At 67.5% G+C, this 23,466-nt stretch carries 18 protein-coding genes; 9 read left to right on the top strand and 9 right to left on the bottom strand.

The window, feature by feature from the left end:
* Positions 1-2: 2 nt before the first annotated feature.
* A complete protein-coding gene (locus WMC41_RS08705; RefSeq protein ID WP_432347709.1) occupies positions 3-2,459 on the top strand; it encodes a ComEC/Rec2 family competence protein in 2,457 nt (818 codons plus the stop codon).
* Here the strand turns inward: WMC41_RS08705 and lexA are convergent.
* The 6 genes from lexA to WMC41_RS08735 form a co-directional block, all read right to left on the bottom strand.
* Positions 2,450-3,169, bottom strand: a complete 720-nt coding sequence (lexA, locus tag WMC41_RS08710) for a transcriptional repressor LexA (RefSeq protein WP_244765555.1) — start codon at positions 3,167-3,169, stop codon at positions 2,450-2,452. The genes WMC41_RS08705 and lexA overlap by 10 nt on opposite strands.
* A 98-nt stretch (positions 3,170-3,267) precedes the next feature.
* Positions 3,268-4,491: a molybdopterin molybdotransferase MoeA gene (locus tag WMC41_RS08715; RefSeq protein WP_432347711.1), complete on the bottom strand. Its 1,224-nt coding sequence runs from the start codon at positions 4,489-4,491 to the stop codon at positions 3,268-3,270.
* Positions 4,491-4,988 carry a cyclic pyranopterin monophosphate synthase MoaC gene (gene moaC, locus WMC41_RS08720; RefSeq protein WP_432347712.1) on the bottom strand — a complete coding sequence of 166 codons (498 nt, stop codon included), beginning with the start codon at positions 4,986-4,988 and terminating at the stop codon, positions 4,491-4,493. The genes WMC41_RS08715 and moaC overlap by 1 nt, the downstream gene beginning before the upstream one ends.
* A gap of 13 nt (positions 4,989-5,001) precedes the next feature.
* On the bottom strand, positions 5,002-5,817 hold the full coding sequence (trpC, locus tag WMC41_RS08725) for an indole-3-glycerol phosphate synthase TrpC (protein ID WP_432347713.1): 816 nt from the start codon (positions 5,815-5,817) through the stop codon (positions 5,002-5,004).
* Between the two features lie 8 nt (positions 5,818-5,825).
* Positions 5,826-6,848: an anthranilate phosphoribosyltransferase gene (trpD, locus tag WMC41_RS08730; protein WP_432347714.1), complete on the bottom strand. Its 1,023-nt coding sequence runs from the start codon at positions 6,846-6,848 to the stop codon at positions 5,826-5,828.
* A 15-nt stretch (positions 6,849-6,863) separates the two neighbouring features.
* Positions 6,864-8,753: a SurA N-terminal domain-containing protein gene (locus WMC41_RS08735; protein ID WP_432347715.1), complete on the bottom strand. Its 1,890-nt coding sequence runs from the start codon at positions 8,751-8,753 to the stop codon at positions 6,864-6,866.
* 282 nt (positions 8,754-9,035) lie between these two features.
* Between WMC41_RS08735 and WMC41_RS08740 the strand changes: the two genes are divergently transcribed.
* From WMC41_RS08740 to WMC41_RS08760, 5 genes are all read left to right on the top strand, one after another.
* Complete coding sequence (locus tag WMC41_RS08740) at positions 9,036-10,685, top strand: Na/Pi cotransporter family protein (RefSeq protein WP_244765549.1); 1,650 nt, start codon at positions 9,036-9,038, stop codon at positions 10,683-10,685.
* Positions 10,686-10,830: 145 nt separating this feature from the next.
* A complete protein-coding gene (gene glmU, locus WMC41_RS08745) occupies positions 10,831-12,204 on the top strand; it encodes a bifunctional UDP-N-acetylglucosamine diphosphorylase/glucosamine-1-phosphate N-acetyltransferase GlmU (protein WP_432347716.1) in 1,374 nt (457 codons plus the stop codon).
* A 114-nt stretch (positions 12,205-12,318) separates the two neighbouring features.
* Positions 12,319-14,145 (top strand): glutamine--fructose-6-phosphate transaminase (isomerizing), encoded by a 1,827-nt coding sequence (glmS, locus tag WMC41_RS08750; protein WP_432347717.1) that lies wholly within the window; start codon positions 12,319-12,321, stop codon positions 14,143-14,145.
* Complete coding sequence (locus tag WMC41_RS08755; RefSeq protein ID WP_272807457.1) at positions 14,145-14,639, top strand: GNAT family N-acetyltransferase; 495 nt, start codon at positions 14,145-14,147, stop codon at positions 14,637-14,639. The genes glmS and WMC41_RS08755 overlap by 1 nt, the downstream gene beginning before the upstream one ends.
* 35 nt (positions 14,640-14,674) lie before the next feature.
* Complete coding sequence (locus WMC41_RS08760; protein WP_272805410.1) at positions 14,675-15,379, top strand: DUF502 domain-containing protein; 705 nt, start codon at positions 14,675-14,677, stop codon at positions 15,377-15,379.
* A gap of 326 nt (positions 15,380-15,705) precedes the next feature.
* Here WMC41_RS08760 and WMC41_RS08765 read toward each other — a convergent pair whose 3' ends face one another.
* Together WMC41_RS08765 and recG are read right to left on the bottom strand one after the other, a co-directional pair.
* Positions 15,706-15,921 (bottom strand): hypothetical protein, encoded by a 216-nt coding sequence (locus WMC41_RS08765; RefSeq protein WP_244765545.1) that lies wholly within the window; start codon positions 15,919-15,921, stop codon positions 15,706-15,708.
* Between the two features lie 112 nt (positions 15,922-16,033).
* Entirely contained in the window at positions 16,034-18,139 is a 2,106-nt protein-coding gene (gene recG / locus WMC41_RS08770) for an ATP-dependent DNA helicase RecG (RefSeq protein ID WP_432347718.1), read from the bottom strand.
* Positions 18,140-18,248: 109 nt separating this feature from the next.
* Between recG and WMC41_RS08775 the strand changes: the two genes are divergently transcribed.
* The 3 genes from WMC41_RS08775 to WMC41_RS08785 all read left to right on the top strand — a co-directional run bounded on the left by WMC41_RS08775 (position 18,249) and on the right by WMC41_RS08785 (position 22,759).
* Entirely contained in the window at positions 18,249-18,557 is a 309-nt protein-coding gene (locus WMC41_RS08775; RefSeq protein WP_272805412.1) for a succinate dehydrogenase assembly factor 2, read from the top strand.
* Positions 18,554-22,060 (top strand): transcription-repair coupling factor, encoded by a 3,507-nt coding sequence (mfd, locus tag WMC41_RS08780; RefSeq protein ID WP_432347719.1) that lies wholly within the window; start codon positions 18,554-18,556, stop codon positions 22,058-22,060. The genes WMC41_RS08775 and mfd overlap by 4 nt, the downstream gene beginning before the upstream one ends.
* 66 nt (positions 22,061-22,126) lie before the next feature.
* Entirely contained in the window at positions 22,127-22,759 is a 633-nt protein-coding gene (locus WMC41_RS08785) for a glutathione S-transferase family protein (RefSeq protein ID WP_432348303.1), read from the top strand.
* A 6-nt stretch (positions 22,760-22,765) separates the two neighbouring features.
* Here the strand turns inward: WMC41_RS08785 and WMC41_RS08790 are convergent, their stop codons facing one another.
* Positions 22,766-23,437, bottom strand: coding sequence for a DsbA family oxidoreductase (locus WMC41_RS08790; protein WP_432347720.1), 672 nt, complete (start codon positions 23,435-23,437; stop codon positions 22,766-22,768).
* Positions 23,438-23,466: the final 29 nt, after the last annotated feature.

A 23,466-nucleotide genomic window follows, 5' to 3' on the forward strand; every position in this document is an offset into this window, starting at 1 on the left:
TCATGGAGAAAGCCGACGTCGCAGAACGGCGGGAAGTGCCCGAGGCCGATGCCTGGCGGGCGGTGCCTGATGGCGCCCGCCTGCCGACCCCGGTTTACGGGCCGCGCAACGGGTCCGTGTTTTCCGGCATGCGGCACGCGGCAATGCGTCTCCGGGGCGCGGCTGCCGCGCGGCAGGCGGGCGTGGCCGCCCTTGCGGAGGAGCGCGCCCACGGCCACTTCTTCCTCTTCGTTCCGGTCTTTCTCGGCGCCGGGGCCGCTTTCTGGTTTGCCGTCGCCTCCGATCCGCCGCTTCTTGCCATACTCCTCTCCGCCTCACTCGCCTTCTGGCCGGCCTGGCGCCTGCGCCACCGGGAAGACTGGGTCGCGCTTGTGGCCGCCGCGGCGTTTCTGGTTCCCGCCGGCATGCTGCTGGCCGCGCTTGAAAGCGCCCGGCTCGGCACGGTCATCCTTGACGCGCCGGTTACCACCGAGATCCATGGCCGCGTGCTCTCGCGCGAAAGCGATGAACGCGGTGCGATCCGTTATCGCATCGCGCTCGATGCGACGCGCGATCCCGTGCTGAAGCGGCAACCCGCCGTGGTGACGCTGCTGGCCCGCAGCCGGCACGCGCCGATCCCGATCGGCGGCGGCATAACCGGGCGCGCCCGGCTCGGCCCGCCCTCCGGCCCGGCGCTTTCGGGTCTCAACGACTTCGCCTTCGACGCGTATTTCGCCGGCACCGGGGCGGTCGGCTATTTCTACCGCGCGCCGGGCACGGCCGCGGTGGCCGATCCGGGGCTTGCCGACCGGATCCGGCAGGAGATCGCCACATGGCGCAACAACCTCACCGAGCACATCCGCGGCCGCATCGGGGGCGATGCCGGGGCGATCGCCGCGGCACTGGTGACGGCCGAACAGCGGGCGATCGGCGTGGAGACGGTGGAGGCGCTGCGGCAGGCGGGGCTTGCCCATGTGCTCGCCATTTCCGGGCTCAACATGGTGCTTGCCGCCGGCACCTTCCTCGTCGGCGCGCGCGTCGTGATGGCGTTGATCCCGGGCTTCTCCGAGCGTTATCCCGCCAAGAAGATCGCCGCCGCCGGGGCGCTCGTCATGGTGACGCTCTACATCCTCGTCTCGGGCGGCGCGATCTCCGCCGTGCGTTCCTGGATCATGATCTGCGTCATGCTCGTCGCGGTGCTGTTCGGCCGGTCCGCGATCAGCCTGCGCAACGTGGCACTTTCGGCGATCCTCATCCTGGTCGCGACGCCGTCCGCCGTCACCAATCCCGGCTTCCAGATGTCCTATGCGGCGACGCTCGGGCTCGTCGCCGGCTATGCGGCCTGGCGCGAACGCCCCGTCCGGCGGGAGGACGGGGGAGGGCGCCTGAAACTCTTCGGCGGCGCGCTCGGCCGCTTCTTCGGCGGGCTCATGCTGTCCTCGCTGATCGGCGGGTTCTCGACCCTGATCTATTCCATCGGCCACTTCCACCGCATCCCGGCCTACGGGCTGGCCGGCAACCTGCTCGCCATGCCCGTCATCAGCGCCGTCGTCATGCCCTTCGGTCTCGTCGCCGTGCTCTTGATGCCCCTTGGCCTCGATGCGGTGCCCTTCGCGATCATGGGCAAGGGCATCGAGTGGATGATCGCCCTTTCGACATGGGTCGCGAACTGGAAGGGCGAGATCGTCACCGGCCGCATTGCGCCCGCCGCCTTCCTTCTGGTCGGCCTCGGCGGCGGCCTTGTCTGCATCCTGCGCACGCGGCTGCGCCATGCGGGAACGTTGCTTGTCGGCCTCGGCCTCGCCATCGCCTGCTGGCCGGCCGGACGCGATGCGCCGGAGGCGCTGGTGTCGGAGGACGGCCGCCTCGTCGCCATCCTTCATGGCGAAACCGTCGCGACGAACCGTGCGCGGCCGCCGGACTTCATCTATGCGCAGTGGCGGCGCGCCCTCCGGCTCGGCGATCTTGCAAAACCGGACATCCGCCGGAGCGCGGGATTGACTATCGAGGACGCGGGCGAGCCCTCCGGTGCAACCGGAGACCGGAAACGGCCCCGGCGCAAGGCCGACCGGCAAAAGGCGAGGGACGCCATGGCCGCGGCTTTCACGGCGGCGAGAGAGGGCGACAATTTCGTTTGCGAGGCAAAGGCATTCTGCGCCGCCGTCTCGCCGAGCGGCTGGCGGATCGTCACCCTGGACGACGTCGCCTTCCTGGGCACGGCCTGCGACGCCGCCGATCTCGTCGTCGTTCCCTTTGCCCTCCGGCTGGAGGTCTGCCGTTCGGGCGCCCGCCTGGTGACGGCGCGTCATCTGAGGCGAACCGGCGCCCTTGAGATCCGGCCGGATCCTGAAGGCGCATCCGGCGCTCTCTCCGGGGCCGATATCACGCCGGCCGTCGAAAGCCTAAACCGGCCGTGGTCCCGCCATCGCACCTATGACTGGCGCACCGGCACCTTCGATCTTCCGAAGGATCAGTTGTAGCGGCGGATGAGGCCGACCAGCTTGCCCTGGATCTTCACGCGGTCCGGCCCGAAGATACGGGTCTCGTAGGCGGGATTTGCCGCTTCGAGCGCGATGGACGCGCCCTTGCGGCGGAAGCGCTTCAAGGTCGCCTCCTCGTCGTCGACAAGCGCCACGATGATTTCACCGGGATTGGCGCTGCTGGCATTGCGGATGATGACCGTGTCGCCGTCGAGAATGCCGGCCTCGATCATCGAGTCGCCCTTGACCTCCAGCGCATAGTGCTCGCCGTTGCCGATCATCTCGGCCGGCACGGTGATGTCATGCGTGTTGTTCTGGATGGCGGAGATCGGCACGCCGGCGGCGATGCGGCCCATGACCGGTACGGAGACGGAAGACGGGATCTCCGCGATCGGCGTGCGCTGCGGCGGGGCGGCGGCCGGGGCCTGCTTGCCGCGGCTGCCCTCGATGACCGCCGGCGAAAAGCCGCGGCGCGGCTGCAGGCTCTGGGTATAGGCCTCGGGAAGCTTGATCACCTCCAGCGCGCGGGCCCGGTTGGGCAGGCGCCGGATGAAGCCGCGCTCCTCCAGCGCCGTGATGAGGCGGTGGATGCCGGACTTGGAGGCGAGATCCAGCGCATCCTTCATCTCGTCAAAGGAGGGGGGAATGCCGGACTCCTTCATCCGTTCATGAATGAACAGGAGAAGTTCCTGTTGTTTGCGCGTGAGCATGGCCCCTCCACCGAGAATCGTGTGAAACAAATCCAGAACAGACACTATCTGTTCCATATGTGTTCCGCAAGGGGTTGCTGAAACAATAATAGTACTGTTCAGGCGGCAGGTTCGCGCAGGAGAAGAACCGCGCAGGGCGTGCCCGCCGGGGCCGCCGGGGCGTGGGGCGGGCGCACGAGCAGGCCTTCGGAGACGGCGAACGCCTTCATCATCGAGGAATCCTGCTTGTCGAGGGGCGTGACGAGCAGTTCGCCGGCGGGGCCGCGGGCGATGCGCGCGCGGACATAGTCCTGCCGGTGGTCGTTCTCCCTGAGCGGCACGGCGGCGACGGCCGGACGTTGCCGGTCTTTCGCCGGCAGGCGGGCGAGGCGGCGCACGAGGGGGGCGAGGAAGAGATGCGAGCAGACGAGGCTCGAAACGGGATTGCCGGGCAGGCCCACCACCTGGACCGCGCCGAGCCGGCCGACCATCAGGGGTTTTCCCGGGCGCATGGCGATGCGCCAGAAATCGAGTTCCATGCCCGCCTCGCCGAGCACGGGCTGCACGAGGTCGAAATCCCCGACGGAGGCGCCGCCGAGCGTGACGAGCACGTCGATATCCTGCGTCAGCGCGTGGCGCACGGCCTCCAGCAGCGCCTGCCTGTCGTCGCGAACGATGCCGAGGTCGATCACCTCGGCGCCGGCCTCCCGGGCGAGGGCGGCGACGCCGTAGGTGTTGGAGGCGATGATCTGGCTGGCGCCGGGCGGCGTGCCGGGCGGGACGAGCTCGTCGCCGGTGGCGAGCAGGGCGATGCGGGGGCGGGCATAGACCGGCAAGACGGGGTGGTTCATCGCCGCCGCCACGGTCAGCCGGCCGGCATCGAGCACGTCGCCGGACTTCAGGACGACCTCGCCCTCGGAGAAATCCTGGCCGCGGGGACGGATGTGGCGGCCCTTCGGGGTGAGGAAGGTTGTGCGGATGCGGCCGTCTTCCAGCACCTCGGCATCTTCCTGCAGCAGAACGGTATCGGCGAAGGCCGGCAGTGGGGCGCCGGTGAAGATGCGCACCGCCTCGCCGGGTGCCGCGGTGCCCTCGAAGGCATGGCCGGCCGAGGAGAGGCCGACGACCGACAGGACGGAGCCGAGCACCGCGATGTCCGCATGGCGCACCGCATAGCCGTCCATGGCGGAATTGTCGAAGGGCGGCTGCGTCAGCCGCGCGGCGATGTCTTCGGCGAGCACGCGGCCGTCGGCCTCGTGCAGCCGAACCGTCTCCGTCCGCCGCGTCGGCCGGGCGGCGGAAAGCAGGCGGTCGAGGGCGTCCGCGACGCTGAGGAGGGACATCAGCCGGCGTCTCCGCGCCGGTAGTCGCCGGAGCGTCCGCCGGATTTTTCGACGAGGCGGATGCCGCTTATCTCCATTTCGCGGTCGGCGGCCTTGGCCATGTCGTAGATGGTGAGGCAGGCGACGCTGACGGCGGTGAGCGCCTCCATCTCGACGCCGGTGCGGCCGGTGAGCTTGGCCATCGCCTCGACGCGCAGGCCCGGCAGGGTGCGGTCCTCGAAGATCTCCACGGCCACCTTGGTCAGCATCAGCGGATGGCAGAGCGGGATGAGGCTGGCGGTCTGCTTGGCGCCCATGATGCCGGCAAGGCGCGCCGTGCCGATCACATCGCCCTTCTTGGCATTGCCGGTCAGGATGAGCTCCAGCGTCGCCGGCGCCATGCGGACGAACCCTTCGGCTCTCGCAACGCGCACCGTCTCGGCCTTGTCGCCGACATCCACCATGCTGGCTTGCCCGGCGGCGTCGATATGGGTGAGCGTGTGGGCCTCGCCCGTCATTGCGCGACCGCCATCATTCCGCCGCCAGCATGCCGGCGGAGCCGGTCAGGAGCTCGCGCGTCGCGGCCGCCACGTCGTCCTTGCGCATCAGGCTCTCGCCGACGAGGAAGGTGGAGATGCCGGCCGTGCCGAGCCGTTCGCAATCCGCATGGGTGAAGATGCCGCTCTCGCCGACCAGCAGCCGGTCTTCGGGCACCATGCCGGCGAGCTTTTCCGACACGGCGAGATCCACCTCGAAGGTGCGCAGGTTGCGGTTGTTGATGCCGACGAGCTTGGACTTGAGCTTCAGCGCGCGCTCCATTTCCGGCGCGTCGTGCACCTCGATCAGCACGTCCATGCCGAGCGAGAAGGCGGCGTCCTCCAGCCTCTTCGCGTCGTCGTCGCCGAGCGAGGCCATGATGAGGAGGATGCAGTCCGCGCCCCAGGCGCGCGCCTCCAGCACCTGGTAGCTGTCGAACATGAAATCCTTGCGCAGCGCCGGCAGGCCACAGGCCGCACGCGCCGCCGTCAGGAATTCCGGCGCGCCCTGGAAGCTCGGCGTGTCCGTGAGCACGGAAAGGCAGGCGGCACCGCCGGCCTCGTAGGCCTTCGCCAGCGCCGGCGGATCGAAATCCGGCCGGATGAGGCCCTTGGAGGGGCTTGCCTTCTTGATCTCTGCGATGAGGCCGAAGCGGCCCTCGGCCTTTTTCGCCTTGAGGCTGGCGAAGAAGCCGCGCGGCGGCTCCTGGTCGCGGATGCGGGCGCGAAGCTCGGCGGGGGAAATGCGAGCCTTGGCGGCGGCGATCTCCTCCAGCTTGTAGGCCTCGATCTTCTTCAGGATATCGGTCATGGACAATCCTACTCCGCCTTGCCTTCGTTGGAAACCGCGACAAGGCGTTCCAGCACGGTGCGGGCGCGGCCGCTTTCCAGCGCTTCGACGGCAAGCCGCATGCCGTCCTTCAGCGTTTCCGCCTTGCCGGCGACGACCAGCGAGGCGGCGGCATTGGCGAGCGAAATGTCCCGGTAGGGCATGTGCGCGCCGCCGAGCACGGAGAGGAGGGCGGCGGCATTGTGCGCGCCGTCGCCGCCACGCAGGTCGTCGAGCGCCACCTGGGGCAGGCCGAAATCGGCAGGCATCAGCTCGAAGGTGCGGATCTTTCCATTTTCGAGGGCGGCAACCCGGGTGGTGCCCGTCGTGGTGATCTCGTCGAGGCCCTCGCCATGAACGACCCAGATGCTTTCCGAGCCGAGGTCGCGCATCACCTCGGCGATCGGCAGCAGCCAGTGCGGCGAGAAGACGCCGAGCAGCTGGCGCTTGACGCTGCCGGGATTGGAGAGCGGGCCGAGCAGGTTGAAGATCGTGCGCGTGCCGAGTTCGACGCGCGACGGGCCGACATGCTTCATGGCGGGATGGTGCAGCTGGGCGAACATGAAGCCGAGGCCGGCATCGTGCACGCAGCGCGCGATTTCCGCGGGGCCGATGTCCAGCTTGACGCCGAGGCAGGAGAGGGCGTCCGCCGTGCCCGACTTCGAGCTCAGCGCCCGGTTGCCGTGCTTGGCGACCGGAACGCCGGCGCCCGCGACGATGATCGCCGCGAGCGTCGAGATGTTGTAGGTGCCCGCGCCGTCGCCGCCCGTGCCGACGATGTCGATCGCGTCGGCGGGAACATCGACCGGCAGCATGCGGGCGCGCATCGAGCCGACGGCGCCGTAGATCTCGTCGACGGTCTCGCCGCGCACGCGCAGCGCCATCAGGAAGCCGCCGATCTGCGAGGGCGTGGCGGCGCCGGACATGATGATCTCGAAGGCGCCGCGGGCGTCCTCGCGATCCAGCGTCGCGCCCCCGGCGACCTTGGCGATATAGGGTTTCAGGTCGGACATGCGGTTCCCGTCTCCCTATCGCGCGATGCTCTGCTCGGCGAGCGTGCGGTTGATCGAGACGCCGTATGAGGCCTGCAGGGCGCTCACCATCTGGTCGAGGATGTCGTCGCCGCTGGCGCGCGCGACGGCGGCGATCTGCTGCTCGTCGCCGGAAAGCGCGTCGGTGGCGGTCTCGGCGTTCACGTCCGTCACCTTCAGCAGGATCTGGCCCTCGCCGTCGACGCCGGGCGTGTTGGCGACATGGCCGACGGGACCGGCGAAGGCTGCGGCGACGGCCGCCGGGCTCAGCACCGGATCCTGGGCGCCGCGGTTGAGGCCCGTCTTGTTCTCCACGGCCATGCCGAGCTCGCCGGCGATGGCGGCAAGGTCGCCGCCCTTGCGCACGCGCTCGGCCAGCTCTTCCGCCTTCTTGGCGAGCGTCTGGCGCTGCTGCTCGGCGGTCCAGTCGGCAACCGCGCGTTCGCGCACTTCGTCGAGCGTGCGGTCGCGGTCCGGGATCACGTCGAGCACCTCGAACCAGGCATAACCCTCGCGGCCGACATTGATCGGCTGCGTTTCCGTGCCGACATCCGTCTTGAAGACCTCGCCGAGGAGGGTGGCCTTTTCGGGCAGGCCGTCGATCTCCTCGCCCTTCTGGTCGTTGCCCTGGGCGTCGATCGCGTCGATCGTCACGGCCTTGAGGTTGTTCCTGGCGGCGGCTTCCGAAAGGCTGAGGCCCTCGGCGCGCGCGTCTTCCAGCCGGTCGTGCACGGCGAGGATGCCGTCGGCGGCCTCGCTCAGCGCCAGCTCGTTGCGCAGCTCCTCCTTCACCTGGTCGAAGGTCTTGACGTTCTCCGGGCGGATGTTCGTCACGCGCAGGATGATCGGGCCGAAGGTGCCGTCGATGACCGGCGTCGTGCCGCCGTTCTCGGCGACGGCGAAGGCGGGAGCGGCGAACTTCTGGTCCGGAACGTTCGCCTCGGTAAAATCGCCGAGCAGGACGTCGGCGGCCGTCTTGCCCTGTTCGGCGACGATGGTGTCGAAGGCCGTGCCGGAGGCGAGCTTGGCGGCGGCGGCGTCCGCGCTGGCGCGGTCGGCGAAGGTCAGCTGCTCGATCGTGCGGGTGGCCGGCGTACGGTATTTTTCCTTGTTCTTCTCATAGTCGGCCCGCAGCGCCTCGTCGGTGATCGCGGCCGTGTCGACGATGTCCTTCGGCTCGAGCGAGACATAGACGACCTTGCGGTATTCCGGCGCGCGGTACTTGGCCTTGTTCTCCTCGAACCAGGGGGCGAGCACGTCGTCGCCCGGCGCCTTGACGGGGTCGATATTGGCATTGCTCAGGATGAGATAATCGACGGTGCGCGCCTCGTTGCGGTACTGGCGCAGCGCCGCCGTCAGAACGTCCGGTGCCTTGTAGCCGTCGGAAACCGCCTCGACGACCTGCGCGCGGATCGCCACCTGGCTGCGGTTGTTGATGTAGTCGTTCTCCCTGAGGCCGGCATTGCGCAGCACCGCGGAGAAGGCCATGCGGTCGAACTGGCCGTTGACGCCGCGGAAGGCCGGGTCGTCGGCGATCAGCTGGGCCAGGCGGCCTTCGGAAAGGCCGAGGTTCATGTCGCGCGACAGCTGGTCGAGCGCGGCGCCCGCGACGAGCTCGGCAAAAACCTGATTCTCGATACCGAAGGCGCGGGCCTGCTCGGCGTTCAGCCGCATGCCGAAGCGCTGCGACATGGTCGCGACCTGGCGCTCGTAGGCCAGGCGGAAGTCCGTCGGCGAGACGCTGACATCGCCGACCGTGACGACGGAATTGGCCGTGCCGGTGATAAGAGAGCTCGAAACGCCCCAGACAGCGAAGGAACCGACCAGAACGATCAGCAGGGCTTTTGCCACCCAGGTGTGGGAGGCGCGTCTCAGGGCTTCGAGCATCGTCTAAATTTCCTCAATCACGGCGGCCATGCGGCCGGAGATCGTCTCTTAACGGAAAGTTCGCGGGAATTGAAGTCCGCCCGGCGCGTGCGATGCATGGGAAAACCGGGTCCGGGCGCAAATGGGCGGGGCGGTGCCGATTTATTTTGCCGGCAAACAAAAGTTTTCTGAAATTATTGACGGAATACCGCCAGAATGGCCTATCACGATACGAAACTTCGTGCTCGGATGCGCGATCAGGCCGGTGAGTCCCGTTTCCACCGGCCGGAAGGAGGGCAGAACGTGGAATCCACGATCGTCATGATCAATCTTTTCGGCGCGGTTGCGCTGCTGCTCTTCGGCCTGGCGCAGGTGAAGGACGGCATGACGCGCGCCTTCGGCGTGCGGCTGCGCTCGGGCCTGGCGCTCGGCACGCGCGGGCCGTTCCGCTCCTTCTTCGCCGGTTTCGTCGCCACCGTCGCGCTGCAGAGCTCGACGGCGACGGCGCTGATGATCGCCTCCTTCGTCGAGCGCAACCTCGTCAGGGCGCGCATGGCGCAGATCGTGCTGCTCGGCGCCAATGTCGGCACGGCCGTCACGGCCTGGCTGGTGGCGACGGGCATCGAATCGATTTCCCCGCTCGTCATCCTGATCGGCATCGTCTTCTACAAGTCGAGCAGTTCCACCGCCCGGCAGGGCCTCGGCTCCGCTTTGGTCGGCATCGGCTTGATGCTCTTGTCGCTGCACCTGCTCAGCCTTGCGACCGAGCCGATGCGCCAGTCTCCGGCGCTCGGCGCCTTCCTGACGCTGCTCGACGGCGCCTGGCCCGTGGCGCTCGCGTTCTCGACGGTCCTTGCCATCATCTCGTCTTCCAGCCTCGCCGTCGTCGTGCTCATCATCTCGCTGACGGCGATGGGCATCCTGTCGCCGGCCCTGACGGTCATCCTCGTGCTCGGCGCCAATCTCGGGGGCGCCGTGCCGCCGGTCATCGCCACCTTGAAGGCGGCCGCCTCGGCCCGCCGCGTCACGCTCGGAAACCTCCTCGTGCGCGGGGTCGGCTGCCTTGCCGTGCTGCCCTTCGCGGGGCAGGTCGCCGAGCTGCTGGCCCTCCTGCCGCTCCCGGCCACGAAGCTTCCCGTCGACGTGCACCTTGCGTTCAACCTCGTCGTGGCGCTCGTCCTCTGGCCGCTGTCCGGCCCGCTTTCCAAGCTGATGGAAAAGCTCGTGCCGGAGGAAAAGCAGCCGGAGACGGGGCCGAAATATCTCGACGACTCCGCGCTTTCGAACCCGGTCGTGGCGCTGTCCGGCGCAACGCGCGAGGTCCTGCGCGTCGGCGACATCATCGAATCCATGCTGATCCGCACGATGCGGGCGTTCAACGACAACAACCTGGCGCCGCTGAAGGATGTCGGCGAACTGGAGCGGCAGGTCGACGCCCTGCAGCAGGAGGTGAAGATCTACCTCTCGCGCCTTGGCCGGCAGGGCATCACCGGCGAAAGCGCGGCGCGCTCCATCGTCATCATCGACTATGCGATCAACCTCGAACATGTCGGCGACATCATCGAGAAGGGCCTGCAGGAGCAGGTGCGCAAGAAGATCACCAACGGCCTGAAATTCTCCGACGACGGCTACAAGGAGCTTGCCAACCTTTTCAACCTGACGATCGAGAACCTGCGCATCGCCCAGACGATCTTCGTCACGCGCGACGAGGGGCTGGCGCGCCAGCTCGTCGAGGTGAAGGTGGATGTGCGCCGGATGGAGAAGCAGTCTTCCGAAAAGCACCTGGCGCGCCTGCGCGACGGGCGGCTCGACAGCCTCCAGACGAGTTCGCTGCATCTCGACATGCTGCGCGACCTGAAGCGCGTCAACGCCCACCTCGTCTCGGTCGCCTATCCGATCCTCGACGAGAGCGGGCTTCTGACGGAAAGCCGCCTGCGCAGCAGCGCCAGCTGAGAAATCCTCCTGCTTCGGCCCGGGTGGAGAAGCTCTCCGCATGAACGGGCGGGCGGCCTTTGTCGCTCATCCGCGGAATCCCTTTGTCTCCTCCGCCCCGTTTTTGCTAAGGAACGGCGTCGATTTCGGGTGAACGAGGATTCTCATGATTGCAACGAAGCGCAACTGCCTGGCCGTCATCCTGGCCGCCGGCGAAAGCACCCGGATGAAGTCCTCCCGCTCGAAGGTGCTGCATCCCGTGGCCGGCCGGCCGATGATCGCCCATGTGGTCGATGCGCTGGCTGCTGCCGGCATTTCCGATATCGCGCTGGTGCTCGGCCGCGATGCCGACAAGGTCGAGGCGGCGGCGCAGAACCCCGCGGTGACGAGCTCGGTGCACATCCAGACCGAACGGCTCGGCACCGCCCATGCCGTGCTGGCCGCGCGCGAGGCCATCGCGAAGGGCTATGACGACGTGCTCGTCATCTTCGGCGATACGCCGCTCGTCACCGAGGCGCCGCTCACGGCCGCCCGTGCCGGCCTTGCCGGCGGCGCGGATGTCGTCGTCATCGGTTTCGAGGCGGCGGACCCGACCGGGTACGGCCGGCTGATCGTGGAGAACGGCGAACTGCTGGCGATCCGCGAGCAGAAGGACGCGAGCGCGGCCGAGCGCGCCATCACCTATTGCAACGGCGGCCTGATGGCGATCGACGGACGCAAGGCGCTCGACCTCATCGGCCGCATCGGTAACGCCAATGCCAAGGGCGAGTACTATCTCACCGACATCGTCGAAGTGGTGCGCGCGGCGGGCGGGCGGGCGATAGCCGTCGCGGCGCCCGAGGAGGAGCTGACCGGCTGCAACACCCGCGCCGAGCTTGCCGTCATCGAGCGGCTCTGGCAGCAGCGCCGCCGCCGCCAGATGATGCTGGACGGCGTCTCGATGATCGCGCCGGAGACCGTCTTCCTGTCCTACGACACCAGGATCGCCCAGGACGTGACGATCGAGCCGAACGTCGTCTTCGGCCCGGGCGTCACCGTCGAATCGGGTGCCGTCATCCATTCCTTCTCGCATATCGAGGGCGCGCATGTATCGGCCGAAGCCGAGATCGGCCCCTATGCGCGCCTGAGGCCCGGCGCCCGTCTCGGCGCGGGCGCCAAGGTCGGCAATTTCTGTGAGGTGAAGCAGGCGGAGATCGGCGCGGGCGCCAAGGTCAACCACCTGACCTATATCGGCGATGCGATCATCGGCGAGAAGACGAATATCGGCGCCGGCACCATCACCTGCAATTATGACGGCATCAACAAGCACCTGACCCGCATCGGCGCCAATGCTTTCATCGGCTCCAATTCGTCGCTCGTCGCGCCCGTCTCGATCGGCGATGGCGCCTATGTCGCGTCGGGCAGCGTCATCACCACGGATGTGCCGGACGATGCCGTCGCCTTCGGGAGGGCCCGGCAGGAGAACAAGGCGGGCAGGGCCGTGCTCGTCCGCGAGCGCAACCAGGCGGCCAAGGCAGCCAGGAAGAAGGCGGCCGAATAGGTTGCTGCCCGCATTAACGCTTGCAATCGAAAGTGAGTGCCGCCGTGTTGCGTTGCGGCAAAAAACCACTACGAAACGAATAGAGTTGAACGAAACGAACCTGCGGAGCGGCTCATGTGCGGAATTGTCGGTATCGTCGGAACCCAGCCTGTTGCCGGCCGCCTCGTCGATGCGCTGAAGCGCCTTGAATACCGCGGCTACGATTCGGCCGGTGTTGCCACCATCGTCGACGGCAGGCTGGTGCGCCGCCGCGCCGAGGGCAAGCTCTTCAACCTCGAAAAGCGCCTCGCCGAGGAGCCGCTCGCCGGCACAATCGGCATCGCCCACACCCGCTGGGCGACGCACGGCGCGCCGACGGAGGCCAATGCCCATCCCCATTTCGTCGAGGGCGTCGCCGTCGTGCACAACGGCATCATCGAGAACTTCTCGGACCTGAAGGACGAGCTCACCGCCGGCGGCGCGGCCTTCACCACCCAGACCGACACGGAAGTCGTCGCCCAGCTCGTGGCGAAATACCGCCGCGACGGCCTCGGCCGGCGCGAGGCGATGCATGCCATGCTGCGCCGCGTCACCGGCGCCTATGCGCTCGCGGTGATCTTCCAGGACGACCCGTCCACCATCATGGCCGCCCGCAGCGGCCCGCCGCTCGCCATCGGCCATGGCCGCGGCGAGATGTTCCTCGGCTCCGACGCCATCGCGCTCGCCCCCTTCACCAACGAGATCACCTATCTCGTCGACGGCGACTGGGCGGTGATCGGCCGCGACGGCGTCTTCCTCTTCGACATCGACGGCAACCGCGTCGAGCGCCCGCGCCAGATCTCGTCGGCCGCCGCCTACCTCGTCGACAAGGGCAACCACCGGCACTTCATGGAGAAGGAAATCCACGAGCAGCCGGAGGCGATCTCCCACGCGCTCAGCCATTATGTCGATTTCCTCGCCCATACGGTGCGGCCGATCGCCGAGGAAATCGACTTCGCCAAGGTGCCGAGCCTTGCCATCTCCGCCTGCGGCACCGCCTATCTTGCCGGCCTTGTCGGCAAATACTGGTTCGAGCGCTATGCCCGCCTGCCGGTCGAGATCGACGTCGCCTCGGAGTTCCGCTATCGCGAGATCCCGCTGAACCCGGCCTCCGCCGCGCTCTTCATCTCGCAGTCCGGCGAGACGGCCGATACGCTCGCCTCGCTGCGCTACTGCAAGGAGAACGGCCTCAAGATCGGCGCCGTGGTCAACACGAAGGAATCGACGATCGCCCGCGAATCGGACGCCGTCTTCCCCATCCTCGCCGGCCCGGAGATCGGCGTCGCCTCGACGAAGGCCTTCACCTGCCAGCTTGCCGTGCTGGCCGCGCTCGCCGTCGGCGCGGGCCGGGCGCGCGGCACGATCAGCGAGGCGGAGGAGAAGACGCTGGTGCGCCACCTCGCCGAGATGCCGCGCATCATGGCAAGCGTGCTCAACACCATCCAGCCGTCGATCGAGCAGCTGTCGCGCGACCTCTCCAAGTGCAAGGACGTGCTCTATCTCGGCCGCGGCACCAGCTATCCGCTGGCCATGGAGGGCGCGCTGAAGCTCAAGGAAATCTCCTATATCCATGCCGAGGGCTACGCGGCAGGCGAGCTGAAGCACGGGCCGATCGCGCTGATCGACGAGAACATGCCGGTCATCGTGATCGCCCCGCATGACCGCTTCTTCGAAAAGACCGTCTCGAACATGCAGGAAGTCGCCGCGCGCGGCGGACGCATCATCTTCATCACCGACGAGAAGGGCGCCGCCGCCTCGAAACTCGAGACCATGGTGACGATCGTGCTGCCCAATGTCGACGAGATCATCGCGCCGATGATCTATTCGCTGCCCATCCAGCTTCTCGCCTATCACACCGCCGTCTTCATGGGCACGGATGTCGACCAGCCGCGCAACCTCGCCAAATCCGTGACGGTCGAATGATCTTTCTGCGCCCGGAACGGCCCGATGACGTCAACGCCATCCGCGCGCTGACGGAAACGGCCTTCAGGACGGCGCCGCATGCCGACGGCACCGAGCACGTCATCATCGACCGCCTGCGCGCCGCGGGCGCCCTGACGCTCTCGCTGGTGGTGGAATCAGATGGCGTGATTATCGGCCATGTCGCCTTCTCGCCGGTCACGGTTTCCGATGGCAGCGCAAACTGGTACGGCCTCGGCCCGATTTCCGTCGATCCGTCCCGGCAGGGCGAGGGCATCGGCGGCCGGCTCGTCGAGGAGGGGCTGCAGCGCCTCAAGGCTCTCGGCGCGGCCGGTTGCGTACTGCTCGGCGATCCCGGCTATTACGGCCGGTTCGGCTTTGCGGCCGATCCGAAGCTGACCCTCGACGGCGTGCCGCCGGAGTATTTCATGCGTGTGGCGTTTTCACCGGTTTACGGCGGGGGAACCGTTTCCTATCATCCGGGTTTCTACGGCTGAGTGGCCTCCCACGCTCGCCAGGTGCTGGATATCCGATGACCGACCTCGTTCCGAGGCAGTCGCTTGCCATGCGACTGCGCAACAATTTCCTGACCGGCCTCGTCATCTGCGCGCCGATCGCCATCACCATCTGGCTGACCTGGACCTTCATCCGATGGGCCGACAGCTGGGTGAAGCCCTATATTCCGGCGCAGTACAACCCGGAAAACTATCTCCAGTTCGCCATCCCCGGCTTCGGCCTCTTGACGGCGCTGGTGCTGATCACGCTCGTCGGCTTCCTCGGCAAGAACCTCATCGGCCGTACCATCGTCGAGTTCGGCGACGGGCTGTTCAACCGCACGCCCCTCGTGCGCACGGTGCACAAGAGCCTGAAGCAGATCTTCGAGACGGTGCTGAAGGACAAGGGCACCTCGTTCAACAAGGCGGCGATGATCGAATATCCGAGCCCGGGCCTGTGGGCGATCGTCTTCGTGGCGACGGATGCGCGCGGCGAGATCGCGACGAAGTTCAAGGCGATGGGCAAGGACATGGTCGCCTGCTTCCTGCCGCCGACGCCGTTCCCGACGGCCGGGTGGCTTGTCTATGTGCCGCGGGAGAAGATCGTGCCGCTCGACATGAGCGCGGAGGACGCCGCAAAGCTCATCATCTCCGTCGGCCTCGTCACGCCGCCGGAAAAGCCGCTCCAGCTCGTCGAGAGCGAGGAAGGATCGAGCAAGGCGAAGAGCAAGAAGAAGGGCTGAGGGAGGGCCTGGAAGGGCCGCTCTCTGAGCCACATCCCATCATCAGGCTTCTCCCGGAATGTCCCCAAGCTTTTCCTGGGTCATCCTCAAACCTCTCCTCCGTCATCCTCAAATCTCCCTCCGTCATCCTCGGGCTTGACCCGAGGATCCATGCGACAAAGGAGGGGCGTGCCGTGATGCCTGGATCCTCGGGTCAAGCCCGAGGATGACGTCGGGGGAGAGCAAGAAGAAGATGTCTCAGGAGATTCGCGGACACGAAGAGAGAGGCGCGGATGATGTCGGCGTCCAGCCTTCGAGCCGCCCCGCGAAGGGGCGGCCGGAAAAGGCTATTCGGTGACGGCTGCGTCCTTCTGGTCTTCCAGAATGATCTTGCTTTCCTCCGCCGGCAGGCGGGACTGTTTCTGGGTGGTCGTGACGCTTGCGGTGGTGATGGTCTTGTCGACCTTGGCTTCCGCGCTGACCTTGTTGTGCCAGGCGCAATCCGCAAAGGCGGCGGATGCCGAAAGGCCGAGCATTGCTGCGACTGCGAGAACTGTCTTCATGGCATTTCTCCTTCTTCGCTGAGGCGAGGGACAGTATGCGCTCACGCGCAGTCTCGGCGAAATCACGATTTTGTGGCCGGCGCGTTTCCGCCCTTCCGTGGGAGTACAAACCCTAGCCGGCGCGCAGGAACCGGATCGCCTCGTCGCGGCGGTAGAGATAGAGCAGCGTGCGGATCGCTTCGCCGCGCTCGCTCGTCAGGTCCGCGTCGCGCTCCAGCACATAGGCGGCGTCCTTGCGGGCGATTTCGAGAAGGTCGCCATGCGCTTCGAGGCTGGCCACCAGGAAGCCGGGCGTGCCGGACTGGCGGGTGCCCAGAAGCTCGCCCTCGCCGCGCAGCTTCAGGTCCTCCTCGGCGATGCGGAAACCGTCCTCCGTCTCGCGCAGGATGGAAAGCCGCGCCCGGCCGTTCTCGCTGAGCGGCCCCTTGTAGAGGAGGATGCAGCTCGACGCCTCCGCGCCGCGCCCGACGCGGCCGCGCAGCTGGTGGAGCTGGGCAAGCCCGAAGCGCTCGGCATGCTCGATCACCATGATCGAGGCATCCGGCACGTCGACGCCGACCTCTACCACCGTCGTCGCCACCAGAAGCCGAGTCTCTCCGGTCTTGAAGGCCTGCATGGCGGCGTCCTTCTCCGGCCCGCTCATCCGCCCGTGCACGAGACCGGCCGCATCGCCGAAGACGCTGGCGAGCGTTGCATGCCGTTCCTCGACGGACATCAGCTCGCTTTCCTCCGTCTCCTCGACCAGCGGGCAGATCCAGTAGGCCTTCTTGCCCTCGGCAAGCGCCGTGCGCAGCCGGTCGACGATGTCGCCGATGCGCTCCTGCGGCATGACGACCGTCTGGATCGGCTTGCGGCCGGCGGGCTTCTCCGTGAGCTTCGACACGTCCATGTCGCCGAAGGCGGCGAGCACCAGCGTGCGCGGGATGGGCGTCGCGGTCATGACGAGCATGTGGGGCGAGATGCCCTTGGCCGTCAGCCGCAGGCGCTGGTGGACGCCGAAACGGTGCTGCTCGTCCACCACGGCGAGCACGAGGTCCCTATAGGCGACATTGTCCTGGAAGAGCGCGTGGGTGCCGATGACGATCTGCGTCTCGCCGGAGGCGATGCGCTCGAGGATGGCATCGCGCTCGCGGCCCTTGGTGCGGCCGGTCAGGACATCGATGGTGACGCCGGCGGGGGCCGCCATGCGCGAGAGCGTCGTAAAATGCTGGCGCGCCAGGATTTCCGTCGGCGCCATCAGCACGGCCTGTCCGCCCGATTCGACCGCCGCCAGCATCGCCATCAGCGCCACCGCCGTCTTGCCCGCGCCGACATCGCCCTGCAAGAGCCGCAGCATGCGCTGCTCGCCCGCCATGTCCTTCAGCACTTCGGCGATCGCGACCTGCTGGCTGCCCGTCAGCGAGAAGGGCAGGGCATCGATCACCGGACCGCTCAGCGCGCCGGTCGCCACCACCGGCCGCCCGGCGACCTTGCGCAGGCGCTGGCGCACCAGGGCAAGCGAGATCTGGCCCGCCAGGAACTCGTCATAGGCGAGGCGGCGGCGGGCGGGGGCCTGCGGGTCGAGATCCGTTTCGTCGCGCGGATCGTGCAGGCGGTGGATGGCGTCGAAGGCGGAGGAAAAACCCTGCCGCTGCAGCAATGTCGGCTCGATCCATTCCGGCAGGTGCGGCACGCGCGCGACGGCCGCCTCCACCGACTTGCGCAGCACGCGCGCGGTGAGGCCGGCGGTAAGGCCGTGCACGGGCTCGACCAGCGGCACCGTGTCCGCCTCCCCGAGCCGGGCCATATAGTCCGGATGCACCATGGAGGGGCGGCCGTTGAACCAGTCGACCTTGCCGCTAACCACCACCGTCTCGTCGATCGGCAGGGCCTTTTCCAGCCAGTTGCCCTTGACGCGGAAGAAGGTGAGCGCCAGCTCCCCGGTCTCGTCGTGCAGGAAGACGCGGTAGGGCTGGCTCGATTTTCCGGGCGGCGGCGGCTGGTGGCGGTCGACACGGCCGGTGATGGTGACGATGACGCCCTGCGGCGCATGGGCGATGCCCGGCTGGTTGCGCCGGTCGACGATCGAGTGCGGGAAATGGAAGACGAGGTCGATGACCCGGCAGTCCTCGATGCTCTCCTGGCCGAGCAGGCGCGCAAAGAGATCGCCGAGCTTCGGGCCGATGCCGGGAAGCGAGGAGAGGGGAGCGAAGAGCGGATCGAGCAATGCGGGTCTCATGGCGGCCAAAATCGCCGGACCGGGACGCTTTGGCAAGGCTGACAAGCGGCTTTTGCCGGTCTATAGAAACGCGGAATTATACCTGAGTGAAAGAAAAGCGAGCACGATCATGACGGGCACGACACGCTCCAGCGCCGAGATCGACCCGCGCCGCAAGCGCATCCTCTTCCGTTGCTGGCATCGCGGCATCCGCGAGATGGACCTGGTGCTCGGCGCTTTCGCCGACGCGGAGATCGAGACGCTTTCCGAGATCGAGCTCGACGAGCTGGAGCGCATCATGGCCGAGGAGGACAACGACCTCATCAAGTGGGTGACGGGGGAAAAGCCGGTGCCGGACGCGTTCCGCGACGGCCTCTTTTCGCGCATCGCCGCCTACCGCCCCGATTTCTCGCCGCTCTTCAAAGACGACCGCGCATGATCCCCGGATTTTCCCCCGAACGCGTCGCGGCGGCCGGCCGGCCGATGACCATCGGCGCCGTGCCGTCCGGCGTCGAGCCGCTGATCCTCGCCGAGCTTGCCCGCACCGGCGGCCCGCTCGCCTATGTGCTGTCGGACGGCCAGCGCATCTCCGATCTCGAGCAGATGCTCGGCTTCGTTGCGCCGGACATTCCGGTGCTGACGCTGCCCGGCTGGGACTGTCTGCCCTATGACCGCGTCTCGCCGAGCGCCGAAGTCTCCGCACGGCGCCTGTCTGCGCTTTCCGCGCTGATCGCCCACCAGAAGAAGCCGCATGCGGCCATCGTGCTCGTCACCGTCAACGCCATGCTGCAGAAGACGGCGCCGCGCGCGATCATCGAGAGCCTTGCCTTTTCCGCCCGCCCCGGCAACCAGGTGCGCATGGACGACATCGCCGCCCGGCTGGAACGCAACGGCTTCGAGCGGGTCGCGACGGTGCGCGAGGTGGGCGAATATGCGGTGCGCGGCGGCATCCTCGACGTCTTCGTGCCCGGCAGCGGCGAGCCGGTGCGCCTCGATTTTTTCGGCGATACGCTGGAGAGCATCCGCTCCTTCGATCCCGCCAGCCAGCGCACGACCGGCCAGGCGCGCTCCCTCGACCTCAACCCGATGAGCGAGGTGACGCTGACGCCGGAGACGATCTCGCATTTCCGAAAACACTACCTCTCCTCCTTCGGCGCCGCGACGCGCGACGACGCGCTCTACCAGGCCGTTTCCGAGGGCCGGCGCTATGCGGGCATGGAGCACTGGCTGCCGCTGTTCTACGACGGCCTCGAAACCGCCTTCGACTATCTTGCCGGCTTCCGTATCGTCACGGACCATACGGTGCGTGAGGCGGCCGTAGAACGCTCCCGCCTCGTGCGCGACTACTACGAGGCGCGCGTGGCGTCCGCGACGCCCGGCAAGGGCCAGGTGGCGCAGGCGACGCCCTACAAGCCGGTGCCGCCGGGCCTCCTCTATCTCGACGCAGAACGCTTCGCCCGCGATCTCGACGAGCGCGACGCCATCCGCCTCTCGCCCTTCAACGAGCACGAGGGCGAGGCGCGGCATGTCGAAACCATTGCCGCGCGGCCCGGCATGCGCTGGGCGCGGCCGGCCGGCAGCGAGGATGCGGACAGCGCCCGGGTCAACGTCTTCGACCAGGCGGTGAAGCACATCGCCGACAAGCGGGCCTCCGGCGCGAAAGTGCTGGTGACGGGCTGGTCGGAAGGCTCGCTCGACCGCCTCTTGCAGGTGCTCGCCGAACATGGCCTCGGCAATGTCGTGCCGGTCGGGAAGTTCTCCGATCTCCGCAAGCTGAAGCCCGGCGAGGCGGGCTCTGCCGTGCTCAGCCTCGAAAGCGGCTTCGAGGCCGGCGATGTGGTCGTCATCGGCGAGCAGGATATTCTGGGCGACCGCATGGTGCGGCGCTCGAAACGCCGCAAGCGCGGGGCGGATTTCATCACCGAGGTCGCCGGGCTCGACGAGGGCTCGATCGTCGTGCATGCCGAGCACGGTATCGGCCGCTTCGTCGGCCTCAGAACCATCGAGGCCGCCGGCGCGCCGCATGCCTGCCTCGAACTCGTCTATGCGGACGAGGCCAAGCTCTTCCTGCCCGTCGAGAACATCGACCTCCTGTCGCGCTACGGCGGCGAGGGCACGGATGCGCTGCTCGACAAGCTCGGCGGCGTCGCCTGGCAGGCGCGCAAGGCCAAGCTGAAGAAACGCCTGCTCGACATGGCGAACGGCCTCATCCAGATCGCCGCCGCCCGCCTCGTGCGCCATGCGCCGGTGCTCGTCTCCACGGAGGGCGTCTACGACGAATTCGCCGCCCGCTTCCCCTATGACGAGACCGACGACCAGGCGAACGCCATCGACGCCGTGCGCGAGGATCTCGGGGCCGGCCGGCCGATGGACCGGCTCGTCTGCGGCGACGTCGGCTTCGGCAAGACGGAGGTGGCGCTGCGTGCCGCCTTCATCGCGGCCATGAACGGCGTGCAGGTCGCCGTCGTCGTGCCGACGACGCTGCTCGCCCGCCAGCATTTCAAGACTTTCTCCGACCGGTTCCGTGGGCTGCCGATCCGCGTGCAGCAGGCCTCCCGCCTTGTCGGCTCCAAGGAACTGGCGCTCACCAAGAAGGAACTCTCCGAGGGCAAGACGGATATCGTCGTCGGAACGCACGCGCTGCTCGGCTCGTCGATCAAGTTCGCCAATCTCGGCCTCCTGATCATCGACGAGGAGCAGCATTTCGGCGTCAAGCACAAGGAACGGCTGAAGGAGCTGAAGAGCGACGTGCATGTGCTCACGCTCTCGGCGACGCCGATCCCGCGCACCCTGCAGCTCGCCATGACGGGCGTGCGCGAGCTCTCGCTGATCACCACGCCGCCGGTCGACCGCATGGCGGTGCGCACCTTCATCTCGCCCTTCGACCCGCTCGTCATCCGCGAGACGCTGATGCGCGAGCACTATCGCGGCGGCCAGAGTTTTTACGTCTGCCCGCGCCTCAGCGACTTATCGGAAATCCACGATTTCCTGCGCCAGGACGTGCCGGAGCTGAAGGTCGCGGTCGCCCATGGCCAGATGCCGGCCACCGAACTCGAAGACATCATGAACGCCTTCTACGAGGGCCGCTACGACGTGCTGCTCTCGACGACCATCGTCGAATCGGGCCTCGACGTGCCGACGGCGAACACGATGATCATCCACCGCGCCGACATGTTCGGCCTCGCCCAGCTCTACCAGCTGCGCGGCCGCGTCGGCCGGTCGAAGGTGCGCGCCTTCGCGCTTCTCACACTCCCGGTCAACCGCACGCTGACGGGCACGGCCGAGCGCCGCCTGAAGGTGCTGCAATCGCTCGATACGCTCGGCGCGGGCTTCCAGCTCGCCAGCCACGACCTCGACATCCGCGGCGCCGGCAACCTGCTCGGCGAGGAGCAGTCCGGCCATATCAAGGAGGTCGGCTTCGAGCTTTACCAGCAGATGCTGGAAGAGGCCGTCGCGGAAATCAAGGGCGACGAGGAGGTCACGGACACCGGCTGGTCGCCGCAGATCTCCGTCGGCACGCCGGTGATGATCCCCGACGACTACGTGCCGGACCTGCACCTGCGCCTCGGCCTCTACCGCCGCCTCGGCGAGATCACCGAGCTCCGCGATATCGACGCCTTCGGCGCCGAGCTCATCGACCGCTTCGGGCCGCTGCCGGTCGAGGTGCAGCATCTCCTCAAGATCGTCTACATCAAGTCGCTCTGCCGCGTGGCCAATGTCGAGAAGCTGGATGCCGGCCCGAAGGGCGTCGTCGTGCAGTTCCGCCACAAGGAATTCCCGAACCCGGCTGCGCTGGTCGGCTATATCGCCAAGCAGGGCACGCTGGCCAAGATCCGGCCCGACCAGAGCCTGTTCCTCGCCCGCGACTACCCGACGCCGGAAAAGCGGCTGACCGGTGCGGCACAGGTGATGACGCAGCTTGCGGGGCTGGCGAAGCAATAGGGCGTTTTCGCGGTTCGGGGAAAAGCGCACATGCTCCGGTGCGTTGCGCCGGGATGGAGGATGAAGATGTCTGCCGCCGATGCATCCGTCACCGTCTACGGCGCCACCTACAGCGTCTATGTCCGCATCGTGCGGATCGCCCTCCACGAGAAGGGCGTGCCCTACGATCTCGTACCGATCGACGTGTTCGCCGAGGACGGATTGCCGGCGGACTACCGGGCGCGCCATCCGTTCGGCCGCATCCCCGCCTTCGAGCATGATGGATTCGGCCTCTACGAGACGAGCGCCATTACCCGCTATGTGGACGAGGCCTTCCCCGGCCCGCCGCTCCAGCCGCGCGGCCTTCGCGAGCGGGCACGGATGAACCAGATCATCGCCATGCTGGACAACTACGCCTATCGGCCGATGGTGTGGGACGTCTATGTCCAGCGCGTGGAAACGGCGCCTGCGGACGAGGCGCGCATTGCCGCCGGGCTGGAAAAGGCCCGCACCGTCCTTGCGGCGCTTTCCGGCCTCCCCGGCAGAGGGCAATGGCTGGCCGGACCGGAACCGTCGCTTGCCGATTTTCACGCCGCGCCGATATTCGCCCTGTTCGGGGAGGCGCCGGAAGGCGCTAGGCTGCTTGCGGATTTTCCGGAGATCCACGCCTGGTGGGAGCGGGTCAAGTCCCGCCCCTCCGTCACCGCCGCCGGGGCGTGAGGCCGGTCAGTTCTTCCCGATGCGCTCCTGCGCCTTCAGGGCCGCGATCTCGCGGAAGGCGTTGGTCAGCACGTCCACCGACTGCGCGCCCATCACGGCATATTTGTTGTCGATGATGAAGCAGGGCACGCCCGTCACGCCCATGTCGCGGGCCATGCCGATCTCTTCCTTGACCGAATCGACATCCGCGCCGGCCGAGAAGAGGGCGGTGACGACGGCCCGGTCCATGCCGCAGGCTTCGGCGATGTCGAGCAGGACGGTGCGGTCGCCGACATTGCGGCCTTCCTCGAAATAGGCCTTGAAGAGGGCGACCGCGACCCGGTTCTGAATCTCGGGGCCTTCGATCATCGCCCAGCGCAGCAGCCGGTGGGCGTCGAGCGTGTTCGGGCTGATCTTCACCGCGGGAAAGTCGAAAGCGATGCCGGCTTCCTGGCCGAGACCCGCCAGCATCTCGTGCGCGCGCGTCACGGCCTCGTCGCCGCCGAGCTTTTCGGCAAGGTGCTTCTTGTGGTCGATCCCTTCGGCCGGCATGTCGGGATTGAGCTGGTAGGGGCGGAACGTCACGGCGACGGCGAGATCGTCCCTGACGGCCTCGATCGCCTTGTCGAGCCGCTTCTTGCCGAGGTAGCACCAGGGGCAGACGACGTCGGAGACGACATCGATCGTAATGGCTTCCATCCGGGTTTCCTTTCAAGCGCCGGACAATC

The sequence above is a fragment of the Shinella yambaruensis genome, from assembly GCF_050859155.1.
Lineage (GTDB): Bacteria > Pseudomonadota > Alphaproteobacteria > Rhizobiales > Rhizobiaceae > Shinella > Shinella yambaruensis.

Coding starts and splice junctions, on each gene's coding strand:
- WMC41_RS08705 (WP_432347709.1), top strand. CDS start 3: ATGGAGAAAGCCGACGTCGCAGAACGGCGGGAAGTGCCCGAGGCCGAT.
- lexA (WP_244765555.1), bottom strand. CDS start 3,169: ATGCTCACGCGCAAACAACAGGAACTTCTCCTGTTCATTCATGAACGG.
- WMC41_RS08715 (WP_432347711.1), bottom strand. CDS start 4,491: ATGTCCCTCCTCAGCGTCGCGGACGCCCTCGACCGCCTGCTTTCCGCC.
- moaC (WP_432347712.1), bottom strand. CDS start 4,988: ATGACGGGCGAGGCCCACACGCTCACCCATATCGACGCCGCCGGGCAA.
- trpC (WP_432347713.1), bottom strand. CDS start 5,817: ATGACCGATATCCTGAAGAAGATCGAGGCCTACAAGCTGGAGGAGATC.
- trpD (WP_432347714.1), bottom strand. CDS start 6,848: ATGTCCGACCTGAAACCCTATATCGCCAAGGTCGCCGGGGGCGCGACG.
- WMC41_RS08735 (WP_432347715.1), bottom strand. CDS start 8,753: ATGCTCGAAGCCCTGAGACGCGCCTCCCACACCTGGGTGGCAAAAGCC.
- glmU (WP_432347716.1), top strand. CDS start 10,831: ATGATTGCAACGAAGCGCAACTGCCTGGCCGTCATCCTGGCCGCCGGC.
- glmS (WP_432347717.1), top strand. CDS start 12,319: ATGTGCGGAATTGTCGGTATCGTCGGAACCCAGCCTGTTGCCGGCCGC.
- WMC41_RS08760 (WP_272805410.1), top strand. CDS start 14,675: ATGACCGACCTCGTTCCGAGGCAGTCGCTTGCCATGCGACTGCGCAAC.
- WMC41_RS08765 (WP_244765545.1), bottom strand. CDS start 15,921: ATGAAGACAGTTCTCGCAGTCGCAGCAATGCTCGGCCTTTCGGCATCC.
- recG (WP_432347718.1), bottom strand. CDS start 18,139: ATGAGACCCGCATTGCTCGATCCGCTCTTCGCTCCCCTCTCCTCGCTT.
- WMC41_RS08775 (WP_272805412.1), top strand. CDS start 18,249: ATGACGGGCACGACACGCTCCAGCGCCGAGATCGACCCGCGCCGCAAG.
- mfd (WP_432347719.1), top strand. CDS start 18,554: ATGATCCCCGGATTTTCCCCCGAACGCGTCGCGGCGGCCGGCCGGCCG.
- WMC41_RS08785 (WP_432348303.1), top strand. CDS start 22,127: ATGTCTGCCGCCGATGCATCCGTCACCGTCTACGGCGCCACCTACAGC.
- WMC41_RS08790 (WP_432347720.1), bottom strand. CDS start 23,437: ATGGAAGCCATTACGATCGATGTCGTCTCCGACGTCGTCTGCCCCTGG.